This window comes from Dyella choica (assembly GCF_003977665.1).
GTDB classification, from domain to species: Bacteria; Pseudomonadota; Gammaproteobacteria; order Xanthomonadales; family Rhodanobacteraceae; genus Dyella_B; species Dyella_B choica.
Genome location: NZ_RYYV01000004.1, coordinates 298954 through 316711, shown reverse-complemented (window position 1 = coordinate 316711; position 17758 = coordinate 298954). Strand labels below are relative to the sequence as shown.

Genomic DNA, 17758 nt, shown 5'->3' with positions numbered 1-17758 from the left:
CTGGGGTGGCAATGGCTTCAAGCAAAGCTGCTTGATGCTGAGATGGTTCCTCCGGTCTCCCAGATGGAAGGGTATTCGTGCGAATGCCCATAGCCGTCGTCTGCAGTGTATGCCAAAGATGGGCGCTGTCGCGCGCCGATGTATTGCGTAAGCATGCCCGGACTGCCACACTTTAGGAAAGGAATGTCTGTTCGGTGCCAGCGCTATGGCCCAGTGCGAGTTCACTACGACGCACGGGTTGCGCGCCTGGGCTGTTTGCCAAGGGGTAGGCGATGAAATTTTTGTGGGTGCTCATTTTGCTGGTTCCGGCCCTGGTTCAAGGCGCCGAACAAATAGTGGAATGTCCCGTATCGCTTGACGTGAAAAGCACTGCGTCCGCGCCGTCGGGATGGCAACTTGCCGAATCACCGGAGCCGCACGTACTCGATCATATCGGGCTTTTCCGCGGAAATCCGGCCGATCAGGAATCTTTGGTACCGGAATCTACAGACCAGCAGGGCCGCGCAAAAGACGTGTGGAAATTCGACGCCACCGAAAAAATGTGGGCGGCGTGCTTCTACACCGGCACTTCATTGTTTGTAGCAAAACCGCTGAAGCAGGGAGTTACCCGTTGCGAGGCGCTTTACGGTTCTGCACATAAGGGGGCGCAATCCAGTTTGATTGCAGCGCGCTGCCAGTAGTCTTTCACCGGCGAGTGGCCCGCGGCAGGAACGACCGGATAAAGCAAGAGTAATGCCGCAAACGCGGTCCAGATCTAAATTTGCGACTTGGAACGCGGTATCGAGTAGAGGCATGATAGGCGTTCCAGCCGCGCCCCCCGATGTTCGGGCGAGACGTGGCAGGGGAATCAATGTTTCGAATTTGAGCCTCGCATGTCATCTCGGCGAAGCCCAGGGCCGGTTTAATACGCGGCGGAGCGTCGATGTCGTGAGCTTCGCGGGGCGCGTTTGTATCGGAGCCCGGTCTTGGTCGAGGTGATGGTCGGTCGGGTTCGAGTCAGTAGTTGATGCCGGGCGCAGCCGCAGCAACCTGCGTCCGGCACATGGGTTTTCAGTTATCGCATTTGATCCAAGGGGAGCGCATGGGGCGCTCCCCCACCCACAAGCACCACCGCGTTTCGATTCAGAGGACAAGTATCGTGCGGATTGCATGCATGGCAGCAGCATTGGCTTTGGCATTGGGTAGCAGTTCGGCATGGGGGCAAGGCAGTGCGCCCCAGCCGGGCCAGATCCTGATTAGCGGGGTACCGGCGTCGGCGCCGGAGATCCAGAAGATCATCGACGGGGAATACCAGAAGGCAGCGGGGACAGGTGCGCTGGACCACGCGCAGCTGCAGGCGCTCGCTCAACGGATTACCGCGGCTTTGCACAAGGCCGGTTACCCGCAGGCGCACGCCTATCTGGCCGATCAGTTCGCCGCTTACAGCTTTGGAGGAGGGGCGAAGGCCGCTCCTCAGAATGCCGAGGCGGCCGCCAGCGCGGTGGCGGCATCGGGCAGCGAAAGCGGCAACGCCGCGCTCGCCTCGGCGCCCAGCGCGGCAGGCGTGGTGCCACCGGTGAAGGAGCGCGAAAGCGGCGGCGCAGCCGGGCAGAAGATCGCCGTGCGCGGCTTCCGCATCGACGGTGTGGGAGATCATCCGGATGCGGGCATCACCTATGACAGCATCCATGCACTGGTCAACGAGGAGTATCGCAAGCTGGGCGGCAGTGCCGACCAGCCGGTGATGCTGAGTTTCGCCCAGATGCAGGGCGTGGCCGACAAGGTCACCGCGCGCTACCGCAAGGCCGGCTTCATCGTGGCCGATGCCTTCCTGCCGGCGCAGACCATCGGCAATGACCAGCTCATCCAGATCCAGATTCTGGAAGGCCAGGTCGGGCGCATCGTCGTCAAGGGCAACAAGCGCTATTACGCCGATGTCATCGCAGCGCCTGCGCAGCAATTGAAGAACAAGCCGTTGCAGAACAGCACGGTGGATTCGGCGTTGCTGTACGTGCGCGATCTGCCTGGTGTGACCGTAAACTCCACCTTCCAGCCGGGTCGGCAGACCGGCGATACCGACCTGATCATGGTGGCGCACGAGGCGAAGAGTCCCTTCACCTTTACCACCGGCGCAGACAATTACGGCACGTCGCTTACCGGCCGTTACCGCGCGCTGGCGGGTGTCACCTGGAACAGCCCGCTGGGCATTGGCGACAGCCTGTCCGCCAACGTGGATTACGCGCTTGATCCGAACCAGAACGCCTACGGTTCGCTGGTCTACAACGTGCCGCTGGTGGTCGTGCCCGGGCTGGGCATGACGGCTGGCTTTACGCGTAGCCAGTTGCAGATCAGCTCAGACGGGTTTGGCGCATTGAAGGTGCGTGGTCCGACCACTACGCATTTCGTCGGCAGTGACTGGAAGTTCATCAACACTGACGACATGAAGATGCAGGTCAGCCTGCATGTGATGCGCGAACAGTCCAGGCTGAGCACACAGGGCATGCAGCTGTCGGACGAAAAGTTCAACGTGCTGGATCTTGGCTATGCCATGAATCACACCGACCGCCGTCTCCAGGGCGTGGACTTGTTGCAGGTGAACGTGCGCAAGTCGCTGGCGGACCAGTCGCATGAGCCGGATCTGGTCAGCCCCAACCACGCGCATGATTTCACCCTGGCGAAGGTGTCGTACACGCGCCTGCAGTTCCTGACCCAATCGCAGCGCCTGTACTTCAAACTGAATGGCCAATGGACGCCGGATGCGCTGGTGCCGATGGAACAGTTCGTGATCGGCGGCCCGGACAGCGTACGTTCGTATCCGATTGCCGACGGCCTGACCGATCGGGGCTACTACACCTCACTCGAATACCACGTGGATGCGCCGGGGTTCGGCAACAAGCCGTCGCCGTTCTACGCACGGCCTTGGCGAGAAGTGCTGGAGCTGGAAACTTTCCTTGACTACGCCCGTGGCTTCAACGCAGGGGGAAATCACAGCAGCAGCACGCCGCCGTTGACCTTCAGCGGCTTCGGCATGGGCTTCATTTTCCGCATCCCGCAATTCCACCATTTCGAGTTTCATCTGGATGGCGCGATACCGCTGGGCAGCCAGCAGGCAACGGACCGGCACGGTTACCACGTATACGGACGTATGGGCTTGACGTTCTAAGGAGGCAGTCATGAGCAACAGCATTCGCAAACAGCAGCACACGTCATCCCACTCGAACGGATTGCCGGTCCTGCGACGCAAGTTGCTGCCGGCCAGTCTGGTTTCCCTGCTGGGTCTTTTCGCTTGTGGCGGCGAAGCATGGGCAGGCGGCCACGTGGCTGCGAACGCCACGCCCACAGGCGGTTCGATCGTTGGCGGCAGCGGTTCGATCGCGCAAAACGGCGCCAACACCACGGTTGTGCAGAACTCACAGCTGCTGGCGCTGAACTGGCAGACGTTCAACGTCGGTTCGAACGCCTCGGTCATATTCAAGCAGCCTTCGTTCACCTCGGTGGCGCTCAACCGCATTCTCGACCAGAACGCCAGCCAGATCTTCGGCCACGTCAACGCCAACGGCCAGGTCTTCCTGATCAATACGCACGGCATCATCTTCGGCCGCAGCGCACAGATGAACGTGGGCGGCCTGGTGGCCAGCACGCTGGATCTCACGCCCAGCGATTTCCTTGCCAATCATTTCAACCTGGATGCGCGCGGCGGCAGTGCGGGCATCGTCAATCACGGCACCATCGAGGCGGCCAGCGGTGGCTCGGTCAATCTGATCGGCGGGCAGGTCTCCAACGACGGCCTGATCGTCGCCAACTACGGCCACATCAATCTGGACGGCGCCGATCGTGCCGTGCTGGATTTCGACGGCGACGGCCTGATCAATGTGCAGGTCACCGGCGATCTGCAAAAGCGCCTGAATGCGGATGAGGCCGCGGTCACCAACAAGGGCACGCTGAAGGCAGATGGCGGCACGGTGGTGCTGCAGGCTTCGGCGGCGAAGGATCTGTTCACCGACCTGGTGAACAACACCGGCGTGATCAGCGCAGGTGGCATCAGCACCCGCGGCGGCAAAGTGCAGCTGATCGCCAGCGGCGGCAACGCCGTTACCAGTGGCACCATCGACGTTTCCGGCGCTGAAGGCGGTAGCGTACAGGTGCTGTCGGACCAGAATGTGGGTGTGACCGGCAACATCGATGCCTCCGGCACGCAGGGCGGCGGCAGCATTCGCGTGGGCGGCGGCTATCAAGGTGGGGAAGGACTGCAGACCGCCAATGCCACCTATGTGGCGCCTACCGCGGCGTTGAAAGCCGATGCCACACAGACCGGCAATGGCGGTTCCGTCGTCGTGTGGGGCAACCAGGTCAATAATTTCTACGGCAGCATCAGTGCGCATGGTGGTGCGTTGGGCGGCAATGGCGGCCTGGTCGAGACGTCCTCGCATTATGGGCTGAACGCACAGGGCAGCGTGGATGCGTCGGCGGTTCGCGGCAAGGCGGGTACCTGGCTGCTCGACCCGTATGACGTAACGATCAACAGCGGCTCGACCACCAGCAATATCACTACCTCCGGTAGCAGCACGTACACCGCCAGCGGCAATTCTTCGGTCATCGGCAACAGCGTGATCAACAATGCGTTGACTGGTGGCACCAATGTGTTCGTGTTCACCGGCAGCAGTGGTACACAGAATGGCGACATCAACGTATCCGCGCCGATTACAGCCAGCGGAGCAGGCGTGCTCTATCTGGAAGCGGCTGGCAGCATCCTGGACAACAGCAATATTTCTAGCAACGGCGTCTTTGGGTTGAGTGTCGCCATGTGGGCCGATTACGCCGGCCCGGCAGCGGGTACCACTTATAGCCGTGGCAGCAGTTGTGCCTCCAGCACCGCTTGCGTGGTGCAATTGAATGGCGCAAGCATCAGCACCAATGGCGGTAGTGTAGAAATTGAAACGAACGGTGCCGTCAACCTTACGGCGGGCTCAAGTATCACTACCACTGGTGGCGTCGTTCTCATCGGAAACTCGACCGCAAACGCGGTTAACAACCTCTCCATCGACAGTACCTCCGGCATCGATACCACTCGTGGCTTTTCGAGCGGCAACCTCAGTGTCATCGCCAGTTCGGGCATCAATGCGTTAGGGGCACTGACCATTGCCGGCACCACCTCGCTTTCGGCCGGAGCGGGCGCAATTTCAGCCACCAATGCCGGCAATAATTTCATTGGCGCGATAGCGTTGAGCAACAGCGGCAACAACAACGTTGCGCTCAGCAACAATGTCAATGCGCTGCAACTGGGTAACGTTGCGGTTGGTACCGGTACGCTGACCGTAAGCGGTACCGGCATTACACAGGCCACGGGTACCTCGATTACGCAGGCCGTAGGTGCTGGGGGGGCATCGTTCGACGCGGGTGCGGGCGCCCTTGTGCTTGCCAACGCCGGTAACGATTTTATCGGCCCCGTGACGCTGAGCAATACCGGTAGTAATGACGTTACGCTCAGTAACGGCAGCAATGCGCTGCTGCTTGGTAATGTCAATGTAGGCGCGGGCGCACTGCAAGTTAGCGGCACCGGCATTGCGCAGGCCGTCGGTACGTCGATCACACAGGCTGCAGGTGCCGGAACAGCAACGTTCAGCGCGGGTGCGGCTTCCATTACCCTTGCCAACACCAGCAACGACATCACTGGCTCGGTGGGGCTGAACAACAGTGGCGCCAACAACGTCAGTGTCAACAACGGTGCCAATCTGCTCACTCTGGACAATGTATCGGTGGGCACCGGCACCTTGGCCCTTAGTGGCACGGGTCTCGCGCAGGCGAACTCCACCGCGATTGGGCAGACGACCGGCGCTGGCGCGGTAACGCTCAATGGCGGAGCCGGCGCGATTACCCTCAATAATAGCAGCAATAATTTCGTCGGCACCGTTGGAATCAGCAACACCGGCGCCAACGATGTGATTCTGAGCAACGGCGGCAATCCGTTGATTTTGGGTTCGGTGTCGGTAGGGGGGGCTTTCACGGCGATCAGTTCGAACGCGATCCATCTCACCCAAAATATCAATTCAAGCGGTACGCAGATCTACCAGGGCCCGGTGACGCTCGATGCGGACGCCACGCTGACCGATACCAGTGGTAGTGGCGTGAGCTTTCAGAACACGGTGAATGGCGGGCATAACCTTACCGTCAGCACCACCGGCACGACCCAGTTTGGACAGAGCGTCGGCGCTTCCGCCAACCTGGCCTCGCTCACCGTGGGCACCGGTGGTATTACGCTGAACGGCAACGTCCATAGCATCACCACCACGGGCAGCCAGACCTACAACAGTCTGGTAGCGCTGGGCCATGCGACCACACTCCAGGGCAGTATGGTCAACTTGAATGCGGGTGTCAGCGGCGGCAGCGGTCGTTCACTGACCGTTACCGGCAATGCCAGCCTGGCAGGCACCTCGTCGGCGCTTACCAGTTTGTCGGTCAGCGGCACGACGCAGCTGGCCGGTGCCGTCACCAGTAGCGGAACGCAAACCTACACGGGCGCCGTGACGCTGTCAGGCAACAGCACGCTCAACAGCACTGGATCGGGTGGAGCGATCACGTTCGGTTCCACTGTGGATGGCAATTACAACCTCGGTGTCACAAGTTCGAGCAGCTCGATCAGCTTCAACGGCACGGTGGGCGGCCTAACAGAGTTGGCTTCGCTGACAGCGCATGGCAACAGCGGGGTTACGCTGAGCAGCAATATCGCCACCACTGGCACGCAGATCTATACCGGCGCACTGACCCTGAGCAACGCCAGCACCACCTTGGTCGGCAGTACGGTCACGGTGAACAACGCAATCAATCAATCAACGCGGAATTTGACGATCTCAGGCAATGCCGTGTTGAGCAGCACTGGTACGGAGCATCTGTCTGCTCTGAACGTCACCGGTACCTCCTTGCTGGATGGAAACGTCTCTGCGGGTACTGTCCAAAGCTATGCCGGTCTGGTTACTTTGGGCAGCTCCGTGACCAGCCTTGCCGGTCCAAGCATCACCCTCAATGGTGGCGTGACCGGCGGCAGCGCCAGTGGCATCACCCTTAATGGCAACGCCACGCTTGGCGGAAGTTCCTCGCTTTCCAGCTTGACGGTAACCGGCAACACTCTGTTGCAAGGCAACGTCACTACTAGCGGTGCACAAACCTACACCGGCGCTGTAACCCTGGGCACCAACGCTACGCTTGATAGCACCGGCGGCGATATCAACTTTTCCAGCACGGTTGACAACAACACGACCACGGCTGAGCTGCTGATCACCGACGCTCCAGGCGGCGCTGTGAATTTCGGCGCCGCTGTTGGTTCGAATGCCACCAATGGCGCCCTTGGCGGATTGACCACCCAAAGCAGCACGTTCAGTGATACCGGTACGCTCAAGATTGGCGCGAGTGGCCTGTCCATCACCACCACAGGTGGCAGCATCACGCAGGGTGGGGCGTTTACGGTGGCAGGCTCCAGCGTCTTCAACGCGGGTGGCAACGCCATCAGCTTGACCAGTAGCAACGCGTTCACTGGCACGGTGTCGCTCGCCAACAGCGGCGCAAACGATGTTTCGCTTACCAATGGCGGCCTGCTCACGCTGAGCAACGTCGACGTGGGCAGCGGTGCGTTGACCCTCATCGGCGCCGGCATCGCGCAATCGGGCGGGCATATCGCGCAGGCCTCCGGCGCCGGCACGGCCAGCTTCAATGCTGGCAGCAACGCCTTGACGTTGAACAGCGCCACCAACAGTTTCACCGGCGCGGTGGATCTCATCGGCGCCAACACGCAAATCACCAGCGGCAGTGCGCTGAACCTGGGCGCCAGCACCATCAGCGGTACGCTAGCGGTCAGCAACAGCGGCGCGGTGAGCCAGAGTGGTGCACTGACGGTGACTGGTGCGGCCAGCTTCACACAGACCAATACCATCGCCGGCAGCGGGCAGGACATCGTCCTCAACAACGCCGGCAACGATTTCAAGAGCACCGTTACCTTCGCCGCTTCAGGCGGCGGCGCGCAGATCCACGACCTGTCATTGACCAATTCCGACGCCACGCCCGGCGCGCTGACCCTGCCGGCCAGCAACACCGGCAATCTGACGCTGAATTACACCGCGGCTGTGCTTGCATTGCCGGCAGCCCAGGTCGGCGGCAACCTGACCGCAACCAGCAATGCGGGGATCACGCAGAGCGGTGCGCTATCCGTCACCGGAACCAGCGCATTCAATGCGGGTAGCAGTGCCATCACGCTGAACAATGCAGGCAACAGTTTTGCTGGCGCCGTGGATTTCACCGGCGGCAATACGCAGATAGCCAGCGGTAGCGCACTGAATCTGGGCACGAGCACGATCAGCGGTACACTTGCTGTCAGCAACACCGGCAGCATCACCCAGAGCGGAGCTCTGACGGTAAGCGGTGCCGCCAGCTTCACGCAGAACGGCACGGGGAATGACGTCTTGCTCAACGCAGGCAACGACTTCCAGAACGCCGTGACGATCGCCGGCACCGGGGTCAACAATCTCACCCTCACCAATACCGATCTTGCGTCGAACGCGCCCACCTTGCCGGCCAGCGTCGCCGGCAATCTAACCTTGAACTACGCCGCCACCAGCGGGCTCACGCTGCCGGCTACGGCCGTGGGCGGTACACTGGACGTCACCGCCGCAAACGGCATTCATATCAACGGCAATGAAACGACCGGCGGTGGGCAGACATACCACAGTGCGGTGACGTTGACCACGAATGCCACGCTACAAAGCACGCACAGCGGTGCGATCGATTTCGTCTCCAACGTGACCGGTGCCGGCAATACGCTTACGCTACTGACGGGCGGTGCGGCAACGGTCGGCGGCGCCACGCAGCTCGGGGGCCTGACCAGCACGAGCAGCACCTTCAGCGGCAATGCTTTGACGATCGGCAGCGGTGGCCTGTCGATCACTACCACGGGCGGCGCGATAACGCAGACCGGAGCCTTCAGCGTGGCCGGGGCAAGCACTTTCAACGCCGGCAGCCAGAACATCACGCTGACCGACCCCGGCAACAGTTTTGCCGGTGCGGTGTCGTTGACCGGTGGCACGACCGCGATCAGCCAGAATGCTGCGCTGACCTTGGGCAGTCTGAACACCCAGGCTCTGACAGTCACTAGCCAAGGTGCGCTGAACCTGGGTAGCGGCACGGTCAACGGCGGGCTTACCGCGAACAGCGGCGGGGCGATTACGCAGTCGGGGGCGCTGACGGTGGCCGGTTCGAGCGCCGTCAATGCAGGCAGCAACAACATCACGCTGGCCAGTGCCAACCACTTCGGTGGTGTAGTGGCGCTAACCGGCGGCATTACGCAGATTGCGAACGGTGCAACGCAGCTTACGCTCGGCACGCTTAACACCGGAGCCCTGATCGCGACCAGCGGTGCCAGCTTGAACCTGGGCGCCGGCACCGTGAACGGTGCACTCACGGCAACAGGCAGTGGCTTGATCGCGCAGAATGGCGCGCTCACCGTGAACGGTGCGGCAAGCATTACGCAGAATGGCAGTGGGCAGGACGTTCTGCTCGCCAACACCGGCAACCAGTTCAAGAGCACGGTGGATTTCGCAGGCGCGCAGATCAGCAATCTGTCGTTTGCCAATGCGTTTGCCACTTCCAGCAGTGGCTTGACGCTGCCGGCCAGTATCAGCGGCAACCTTACGCTGGTTTACCCCAACGCGGGCTTGGGCTTGCCGGGAACCTCGGTGGGCGGTGCGTTGAGCATCACCGCGAACAACATCATTATCAGCGGCAACGAAACCACCGGCGGTGGGCAAACCTATAACGGTGCGGTGACACTGGGTAACGATGTCACGCTGCACAGCACAGGCAATGGCGATATCGATTTTGCTTCCGGCGTCAATGGTGCGCATGCGCTTGCGCTCAATACAGGAGGGAATGTCACGCTGGGCGGTGCGGCAAATCTCAATGGCCTGACCAGCACCAGTAACACCTTCAGCGGCAATGCGTTGACGATCGGTAGTGGCGGTTTGTCGATCACCACGACGGGTGGAGCGATTACGCAGACCGGTGCCTTTACCGTCACCGGCAGTAGCGCCTTTAACGCGGGTAACAGCGCGATCACTCTGACAAACGCCGGCAACAACTTTGCCGGAGCCGTGGCATTGACTGGCGGCACCACGCAAATCAGCCAAAGTTCGGCGTTGGCGCTGGGTGCGGTGCACACCGGCTCGCTGACCGTGAATAGCCAGGGCGATCTGAACCTGGGTAGTGGCTCGGTCAGCGGAGATCTCGCCGCGACCAGCGGTGGCGGCACGATCAGCGAGAGCGGTGCGTTGTCGGTGAGCGGTAACAGCGCACTCAACTCAGGTGCCGGAGCTATAACATTGAGCAACGCCGGCAACACGTTCGGCGGAGCGGTCAACCTCACCGGTGGCGCAACGCAAATCACGGATAGCGCTGCACTAAGCCTGGGTACGCTGAATACCGGCGACCTGACGGTGAACAGCAATGGCAGCCTGAATCTCGGCAGCGGTGCTGTAGGCGGCAATCTGGCGGCAGCCAGCAACGGCGGGGCGATAAGTCAAACCGGAGCGCTATCGGTAGCCGGCACCACCACGCTGAACGGCGGCAATGGTTCGGTATCGCTTACCGACGCCGGCAATGTGTTCACAGGTGCAGTCACGGCGACTGGCGCCGGCGTATCGCTGAATGACGCAGGCGACCTCGCTGTTGCATCGCTCACCGACAACGCCAGTGGTGGTGTCAGCCTTACTGCCACCGGCACTCTCAGCGCCTACGGTATCAGTGCGGGCAGCGGCAATATTTCGCTAGCTTCCAATGGTGGGACGTTGTCGACTGGTGGCACGATCAGCGGCGGCAATATCTCGCTCACCGGTCTTAAGGGCATCAGCTCGACCAACACCATCAACGCCAGCGGTACGCTTACGTTGAACAGCTCGCAGGGTGGGATCACCAGTGCGGGCGGCATCACGGCCGGCAACCTTACCGGGTCTTCCGGTGGCGCTACGGCACTCAATGGCAGCAATGCAATCGGGACGCTGGGCAGTTTCAGCGCCAATGGCTTCAGCCTGAGCAATGGCCAGAGCCTGACGGTAAGCGGTCCGGTAAATGGCAACAACAGCCTTGCCTTGGCCGTAAGCGGCGGCGATCTTACGCTGAATGGCAGCGTGAGTGGCACGAACACGGCGCTGAATGCTGCCGGGACGATCAGCGAAGGCAGCGGCGGCAGCGTAACAGCCGGCACCTTGGCCGGCAGTGCAGGTGGCGCGGTCACTTTAAACGGCGTCAACCAGGTCAGCACGCTGGGCAATTTCAGCGCAGCCAGTTTCAGCTTGGTCGACAGACAGGCGTTGACCGTGAGCGGAGCGATCAATGGCGGTGCCAACGCATCGCTGACCACCAACGGTGGCGACCTCACCATTAAAGGCTCGATCAGCGGCACTAACACGGTCCTGCATTCCGCTGGCGGTATCAGCGAAAGCGGCGGCATCACCGCCGGTACACTCAGTGGCAGCGCGGCAGGCGCCGCCACGCTCACAGGCAACAACCAGGTGGGTACGCTAGGCAACTTCAGCGCCAGCGGTTTCAGCTTGAAGGATGGTCAGTCGCTGACGGTCAATGGATCGGTGAACGGCGGCGGTAATTCCACACTGGCCACCACTACCGGCGATATCACTCTTAACGGTGCAGTGACGGGCGATACAGTGGCGCTGTATTCAGCAGGCGCGATCAGCGAAGGCGGTGATGGTGTCAATGCGGGCACGCTCACCGGTAGTTCGGCAGGCGCCACCTCACTCAACGGTTACAATCAGGTTTCCACGCTCGGAAGCTTTACGGCGAACGGCTTCAGCCTTACCGATGCCCGCGCCCTGACCGTGGTCGGTCCGCTCAACGGGGGCAGCAGTCTTGCTCTGACCACCACCGGTGGCAGCCTTGCGATAGATGGCGAAGCAAGCGGTTCTGCCACCAGCCTTAACTCGGCCGGCGCGCTTAGCGAAGGCGGCAGTGGCAGCATTATTGCCGACACGCTTAGCGGCAATGTCGGCGGAGGTACCACGCTTACTGGTTTGAACAAGGTGAATACACTGGGCGATTTCCGCTCGCTGGCTGGCTTCAGCTTCGCGAACGATCAAACGCTCGTCCTGGGTTCGGTCAAGGGTAGTGATTTCGTGGTGAATGCAGGGACCTCGCCGGTGTCGATCGCGGTGACCCACGGCAACCTGTATCAGAGCGATCATAGTTGGACCTACGACGGCACCGGTTCGTGGTCGGCGACCGGCGCCATTGGCACGCAATCCAATCCGATCTACGTGTTGGGCACGACTACGCAGTACATAACGCTGATTGGTACACCACCGGGCTATTTCTATGCCGTGAGTCCGATTGGCACCATTTTGCCGATCGTCGGCGACAGCGTGAACATTCCCACCTCGCTGTTCTCCAGTCGCGCGCAGAACGTCAACAATCACCTGGATTCGTATATCGACGCCAGCGTGATTTCGGCGAACTACCGTTCATTTGGCATCGTGCCCACGGGCATCCTGCTGCCGCAGGACCAGCGCGGTTGCCAGGCAGGTGGCGGCGGTACGGATTGTGCGGATGAGTGAAGGACGGGTTGATGCATAGTGCGCGTGCGGTCGTTTCATGGTGGTGTGGCTTGCTGCTCATCGGAGCGGCAAGCCAAGCGTCGGCGCAAATCGCGCCACGCCTGACCGGCGAGGCGGTCATCGCTCGCCTCGATACCGCCAAGCAGGACCTGGTTGCACGCGCCGGCGTCACGCATGACGATCGCCTCACCGCGGTGAGTGCGCGCCTGGGCGAGATGGCCGACGCGCTGCGTAAATCACTGGGCGACAAGGCGAGCCAGCCGGCCGACATCATGGACGACGGCAGGCGCATTGCTGTATTGCGCGCGGATGCCGCCGTGCAGCGCACGCAAAGCTTCCTCGATGCAGCGCCAAGTTGCCCCGGCAGCGATGCCAAGGCACTGACGGATGCGCTGGCCACTACCGTCGATCAGCTTGCCAAGGCATCGGGTTCTTCAAAAGCGGCGCCTGTGATCAACAGCGTCGAAACCATCGACCATCGTCCCCTGTTTGCGCTGCATCCGGGCAATGCGCCGGTGGCCTTGGCGCTGGTCGGCACGAATCTGGCGGACCCGCAATGCGCCGATCCGCAGATCACGGCGACCGACGACAAGGGCAAGTTGCTCGACAACCAGCCGGTCATCACCGGAGCATTGCCCACGCGGATCGAGTTGAAGTTGCCGGATGGGGCAGGGAACAAGTCGGTCGCCCTGGTATTTCACGTCGTGCCTAAGCGCAAGGGCTTTCTCATGGGCTGCTCCGCCCAGCCGGAAGCCACGACTGCACTGCAGGTGACGTCCCCCTTGCGCGTGTCCGTCAGCTACGACTTGACCACCACCTGCAGCAGCGGTGAACGCAGTCCGGTTTCCGGCAGTTTGCCTGACATCACGGCTTACGGTGCCAGCTCATCACGCCAGGTGGATGCCGCTTGCCCCAATCCCGCGCGTTACGCGATCAGCGCCAAAGTAACGTTCGGTGATGGCAACAGTGCTTCCGTGGGGCCGGTCGAGCAAACGGCCGTGGCCGATATCACCATGGGCCTGCCTGCAGGATTCACGTTGAGCTGGAGTCCATCCACGCGGACGGTGTTCGTGCGCTCGGCGGCGAACGTATGCAAGGGCGTGTACTAGCGTAGGCTGGGACGACAATCCCAGCATCGCGCAGGCGCATGCATGGCAACGCTGGGTTTTGCAACCCAGCCTACGGGTTATTCGTCGGCGCTGCCGGAAATCACCTGCAACTCACTCATCCCACCCGGCGCCAGATCCTTCATCAGATCCACAAAGCTCAATCCCACCAAGCGCTGCGCACGGCGCAGCAGCAGCGGAATAGGGCTGGAAGGCTCGTACCGTGCGTAGTAGTCGCAGATTTCATCCAGCTTGCGAATCACATCCTGCGGATTTTCGATTCGACCGCTGGCTGGGGCTTGCACCGAACCTGATGAGGTCGACGAAGCTTCGGCTTCACCCTCGGTGGAGGCTGCAACAGCCTGCGGCAAACGCTTCGCAAGCTGCGGCTCCAAAAACTTCTTCACCTCGAAGATATCGCTGAGCAACGGCTTCAACTCGGGCCCGGCGGTGCCGACGTACTCATTGAAAATCGCGTCGATGGCCTTGACGTGTTCGAGCGCGGCGCTGATGGCCGCCACATTGCTGGCCAACTGGTCCTCCGGGCAATCCATGCAGCAGGCTTCGATCTGGGCCAGGCCGGGGGGCTCGGCGCCACCCTCTTCACCTTCGGGCATTTTCAACGTGCCGTTGGCGATGCGCAGATCCCGCAGCGCAAACCGTCCCATTCTGGGTGACTGTACGAATGGCGTGCTGCGGAAAAAACGCAGCATGCCCTGCAGGTCGGCAATCGCCGCCACGGCGTTGACCCGCGCGGTGGGGTCGTTATCGTCTTCGGCGTCCAGTTGCGGATGCACGCCCTCCCAGTACTGCTCCAGCAGGCTGCGGATCAATTGCAGGCCGGCGCTCCAGCCCGGTAGCCCCGAGGTACGCATCCAGGCGATGGTCAGATACACCGCCACGCGCAGGTCCTTGGAACGCCCCAGCAGGGCTTCCGCCTGACCGGAGACCTTGTCCCAGTCCGGCTCCTCGGCGGCGATCACGTCCTCGCCGATGGACCGCTCCGCCTTTGGCGCGGCCAGGCGCTCCAGCGTCATGAAGTCAGGGTCATATTCCAGGTTCCCCCCCGTGGGCGATTCGCCATCCAGGGGGGACAACAACGACTCCAGAGCGTGACTGGTCATAGGTGCGCGACGGTCCTTGAGGTGGGAGAATCCTACCGCAATTGGCGGGGCATGCATGCGGTTTTTGATGAGTGGGGCGGTGTCTTCGCGCACGCCTGCAATGGCAGGCCCGAGCACTCCGCAACAGCAGGCATGCGCCCATGACACAGCCAGGCGCTACTATCCTGAAAAGCCTGTGTAACAGTGAAGTTGCATCACTCTTGGCTTTTTTTGCTGGCACTTTTTTGCGTAAGTCCATCGTCACGGTACTTAGCACAGCTACCCGCTCGCCTCGATGCACGCAAGCCGCCCATGCGGCGGATCCAAGCGGTTGTTACTTCCCATTCCATTGGTCAAACAGCTAGGGAGGGGTTATGGAAAATGCCACGAATATCCAGATCAAGGCCTACGCCAACGCCGACAGCACCACGGTCATATGGCGTACGGACAAGGCGATTCCCGGTTGCCTGGGGTTTGCGCTGCACCGCCGGTCTGCCGGCGGCGGCAACGAGGTCGTGATCGAGAACCGCATAGGCTTCCAGAGCGATGCTAGTGCGGCGCCCGGTGAGCATAAGCCCAGCGATATCTGGCCGATCCAGCGGATGATCTGGAGCGATTACACCGCGGAAGGAGCGGGCCATGTGCAGTACCGCGTAGTGGCGAAGATCGGCAAGCCAGGTGCCTTGAAGGACGGTGTAGCCAGCGACTGGTGCGCAGCAGTCGAAGTCGGTACCGGCAAGACCGATGGCTTCAAGGCCTATTTCAACCGCGGGATCGTGCCGTCGCAGTACATGGCGCGCACGGGACAGGCCATCACGCGTGGTAAACCCCAGGATATCGAAAAACCCGGGAATCCCTTACGAGAGGAACTCGGTGGCGTACTGCTTTCCGCCTTGACGGGTTTGATGAAGCAATCCAACGCAAACGGCGAAACCATTTATGCCGCGCTGTATGAATTGAACGACGTCGAACTTATCGATGCGCTGAAAGCATTCGGCAAGCGCGGTCACCTGCTGCTCGGCTCCGGCGCTTACGGCAACAAGAAAGGAAAGAAGGTTACCGACGAAAACGCGGACGTGCGCAAGGCATTGAAGGCTTCCCGCACAATTGCCGTCTACGATCGACTGGTCACCAACCCGCATTTCGCGCACAACAAGTTCGTGGTGTTCTGCGACAAGCATCAGCAACCCGTGCGCGTCTGGACGGGCAGCACCAACTGGACCGTGACCGGCCTGTGTACCCAGGTCAACAACGGGATCCTGGTGGAGAGCCCGGAACTGGCGAGCGCCTATCTAGCGCGCTGGCAGGCCCTGATGCAGGCCAAAAACGCTTACCCCCCTTCGTTGGCCCAGCAGGGCAGCAAACCGGCGCACGCCGTCGTGGGCAAGGCGAAAGCTCCGGCCACCGCCTGGAATGTGCCTTGCAATCAGCTGGTGGATCTGGCCGACGCGCGCCGGCTGATCCAGGGCGCCAGGCAGGGGGTCCTGTTCCTGTTCTTCAATCCGGGACCGAAGGGCACCTTGCTCAACGACATCCTGGCGCTGGATCAGGACAATCTCTACATCCACGGTGTGGTCAATGCCGACCCCGGCGGCGGCAAGGCGCCCATTCTCTCGCTGCACGAGCACGGCAGTCGCGTTGATGCGGATCCGGAGGTGACCCTGCCTGCCAATATCAACGAGTACCTGAGCCCCTGGTTCAAGAATGAGCCAGGCGGGCCGATGGTGATGATCCATTCCAAGGTCGTCGTGGTAGACCCCTTTGGCCCCCATCCGGTGGTGATGACCGGATCGCATAATCTGGGGCCGAAAGCCAGCATGAAGAACGACGATAACCTGCTGATCGTCGAAAACGCGCCGGGCCTGGCGCAGGAATACGCGGTCAACATCATGGGCGTGTTCGACCACTACAAATTCCGCCAGAACCATCATGTCAGCGCGAAATCCGCCAAGCCCAAGAAGGGCGCTGCCAAAGCAACGAAATGGGGTGGACTGCAGGATGATCCTTCGTGGCAGGATGCCTATCTGCAGCCGGCGCACCAGCGTGAGCTGGCGTTCTGGTTCGGCGAATTCCATCCTGCCGCGCCAGGCAGGAGCACTGCGCATGTCCTGCGCCATGGTCATGCGGGGCACGCCGTGGAGGTCGCCGCGCACAGGGGAAAGTCCAGGAGGGCGTCGAAGAAGCGGGCGTGATCTGCTAGCACTCGAACTCGTCGCCCCGGCTTTTGCCGGGGCGACGAACCAGCCCTCAAGCTCCACAGCCCGCTATGCCGGCATAGTTTGAATGGCGAGCCAAGATACCCATTCCGGTGTCGGGGTTGCGTCCCGATCTGCGCATGGTGACAGGCGTGGCGGACCTGCCGGTCAATGGGCATTGACGAAATAACGATCGTTATTTAACATCAAATAACGGTCGTTATTTATGCGGCCGCCGACCGCCGCGCACATCGTGCGGCGGCAACAACTCACAAGGAGTCCGTCATGCCGCTCACTCTGACTCTCACCGAAGGCGTCCTGCCGAAGGGTGCCGAGAAAGCCATGTTTTCCCGCCTCTCCGACTGCATGCTCAAGTGGCACGGCCAGTCCGAGAACCAGGACCTGAAGCGCAATGTGGTCGGTTCCATCCACCTGATCCCGCAGGAGCACACCTTCTCAGGTTCCGTGGAAGGCCCGGTGGTATTCGTCGAATGGAAGGTGCCCGCGTTCATTTTCTCCACACGCGAGATCCAGCAGGGATACATCGAGGAAGCCACCAACATCGTGCACGAGGCTTCCCACGGCAAGCAGCCCAGGGACCGCATCTGGGTCAATGTGGTGCATGCGGTGGATGGTGCGTGGGGTATTGCGGGCCAAGCGCTGACCAATGCCCAGTTGACGGGCGTGGCTTCGGCGTGAACTCGCCGCTTACTTTCCAGCAGTGAATATTCTGCGTGTCATCCCGCTAGTGTCGGCGGGATGGCGCGATC

7 protein-coding genes are annotated in these 17758 nt (G+C 61.4%); 6 read left to right on the top strand and 1 reads right to left on the bottom strand.

Translation table 11 applies throughout. The features are described from left to right. Nucleotides 1-272: 272 nt before the first annotated feature. The 4 genes from EKH80_RS07445 (at nucleotide 273) to EKH80_RS07430 (ending at nucleotide 13693) form a co-directional block, all read left to right on the top strand. Nucleotides 273-680 (top strand): STY0301 family protein, encoded by a 408-nt coding sequence (locus tag EKH80_RS07445; protein WP_126684092.1) that lies wholly within the window; start codon nucleotides 273-275, stop codon nucleotides 678-680. Between the two features lie 473 nt (nucleotides 681-1153). Then, on the top strand, nucleotides 1154-3142 hold the full coding sequence (locus tag EKH80_RS07440) for a ShlB/FhaC/HecB family hemolysin secretion/activation protein (RefSeq protein WP_126684091.1): 1989 nt from the start codon (nucleotides 1154-1156) through the stop codon (nucleotides 3140-3142). Nucleotides 3143-3152: 10 nt separating this feature from the next. Further along, nucleotides 3153-12584, top strand: a complete 9432-nt coding sequence (locus EKH80_RS07435) for a filamentous hemagglutinin N-terminal domain-containing protein (RefSeq protein WP_126684090.1) — start codon at nucleotides 3153-3155, stop codon at nucleotides 12582-12584. A gap of 11 nt (nucleotides 12585-12595) precedes the next feature. Continuing rightward, a complete protein-coding gene (locus EKH80_RS07430; RefSeq protein ID WP_126684089.1) occupies nucleotides 12596-13693 on the top strand; it encodes a hypothetical protein in 1098 nt (365 codons plus the stop codon). 77 nt (nucleotides 13694-13770) lie between these two features. Here EKH80_RS07430 and tssA read toward each other — a convergent pair whose 3' ends face one another. After that, on the bottom strand, nucleotides 13771-14814 hold the full coding sequence (tssA, locus tag EKH80_RS07425; RefSeq protein ID WP_126684088.1) for a type VI secretion system protein TssA: 1044 nt from the start codon (nucleotides 14812-14814) through the stop codon (nucleotides 13771-13773). 353 nt (nucleotides 14815-15167) lie between these two features. Between tssA and EKH80_RS07420 the strand changes: the two genes are divergently transcribed. After that, nucleotides 15168-16985 carry a phospholipase D-like domain-containing protein gene (locus EKH80_RS07420; protein WP_126684087.1) on the top strand — a complete coding sequence of 606 codons (1818 nt, stop codon included), beginning with the start codon at nucleotides 15168-15170 and terminating at the stop codon, nucleotides 16983-16985. Between the two features lie 288 nt (nucleotides 16986-17273). Next, nucleotides 17274-17687, top strand: a complete 414-nt coding sequence (locus EKH80_RS07415; RefSeq protein ID WP_126684086.1) for a 4-oxalocrotonate tautomerase — start codon at nucleotides 17274-17276, stop codon at nucleotides 17685-17687. Nucleotides 17688-17758: the final 71 nt, after the last annotated feature.

Excerpts from the sequence above, each read along its gene's own strand:
- EKH80_RS07445 (WP_126684092.1), top strand. The coding sequence starts at position 273 with ATGAAATTTTTGTGGGTGCTCATTTTGCTGGTTCCGGCCCTGGTTCAA.
- EKH80_RS07440 (WP_126684091.1), top strand. The coding sequence starts at position 1,154 with ATGGCAGCAGCATTGGCTTTGGCATTGGGTAGCAGTTCGGCATGGGGG.
- EKH80_RS07435 (WP_126684090.1), top strand. The coding sequence starts at position 3,153 with ATGAGCAACAGCATTCGCAAACAGCAGCACACGTCATCCCACTCGAAC.
- EKH80_RS07430 (WP_126684089.1), top strand. The coding sequence starts at position 12,596 with ATGCATAGTGCGCGTGCGGTCGTTTCATGGTGGTGTGGCTTGCTGCTC.
- tssA (WP_126684088.1), bottom strand. The coding sequence starts at position 14,814 with ATGACCAGTCACGCTCTGGAGTCGTTGTTGTCCCCCCTGGATGGCGAA.
- EKH80_RS07420 (WP_126684087.1), top strand. The coding sequence starts at position 15,168 with ATGGAAAATGCCACGAATATCCAGATCAAGGCCTACGCCAACGCCGAC.
- EKH80_RS07415 (WP_126684086.1), top strand. The coding sequence starts at position 17,274 with ATGCCGCTCACTCTGACTCTCACCGAAGGCGTCCTGCCGAAGGGTGCC.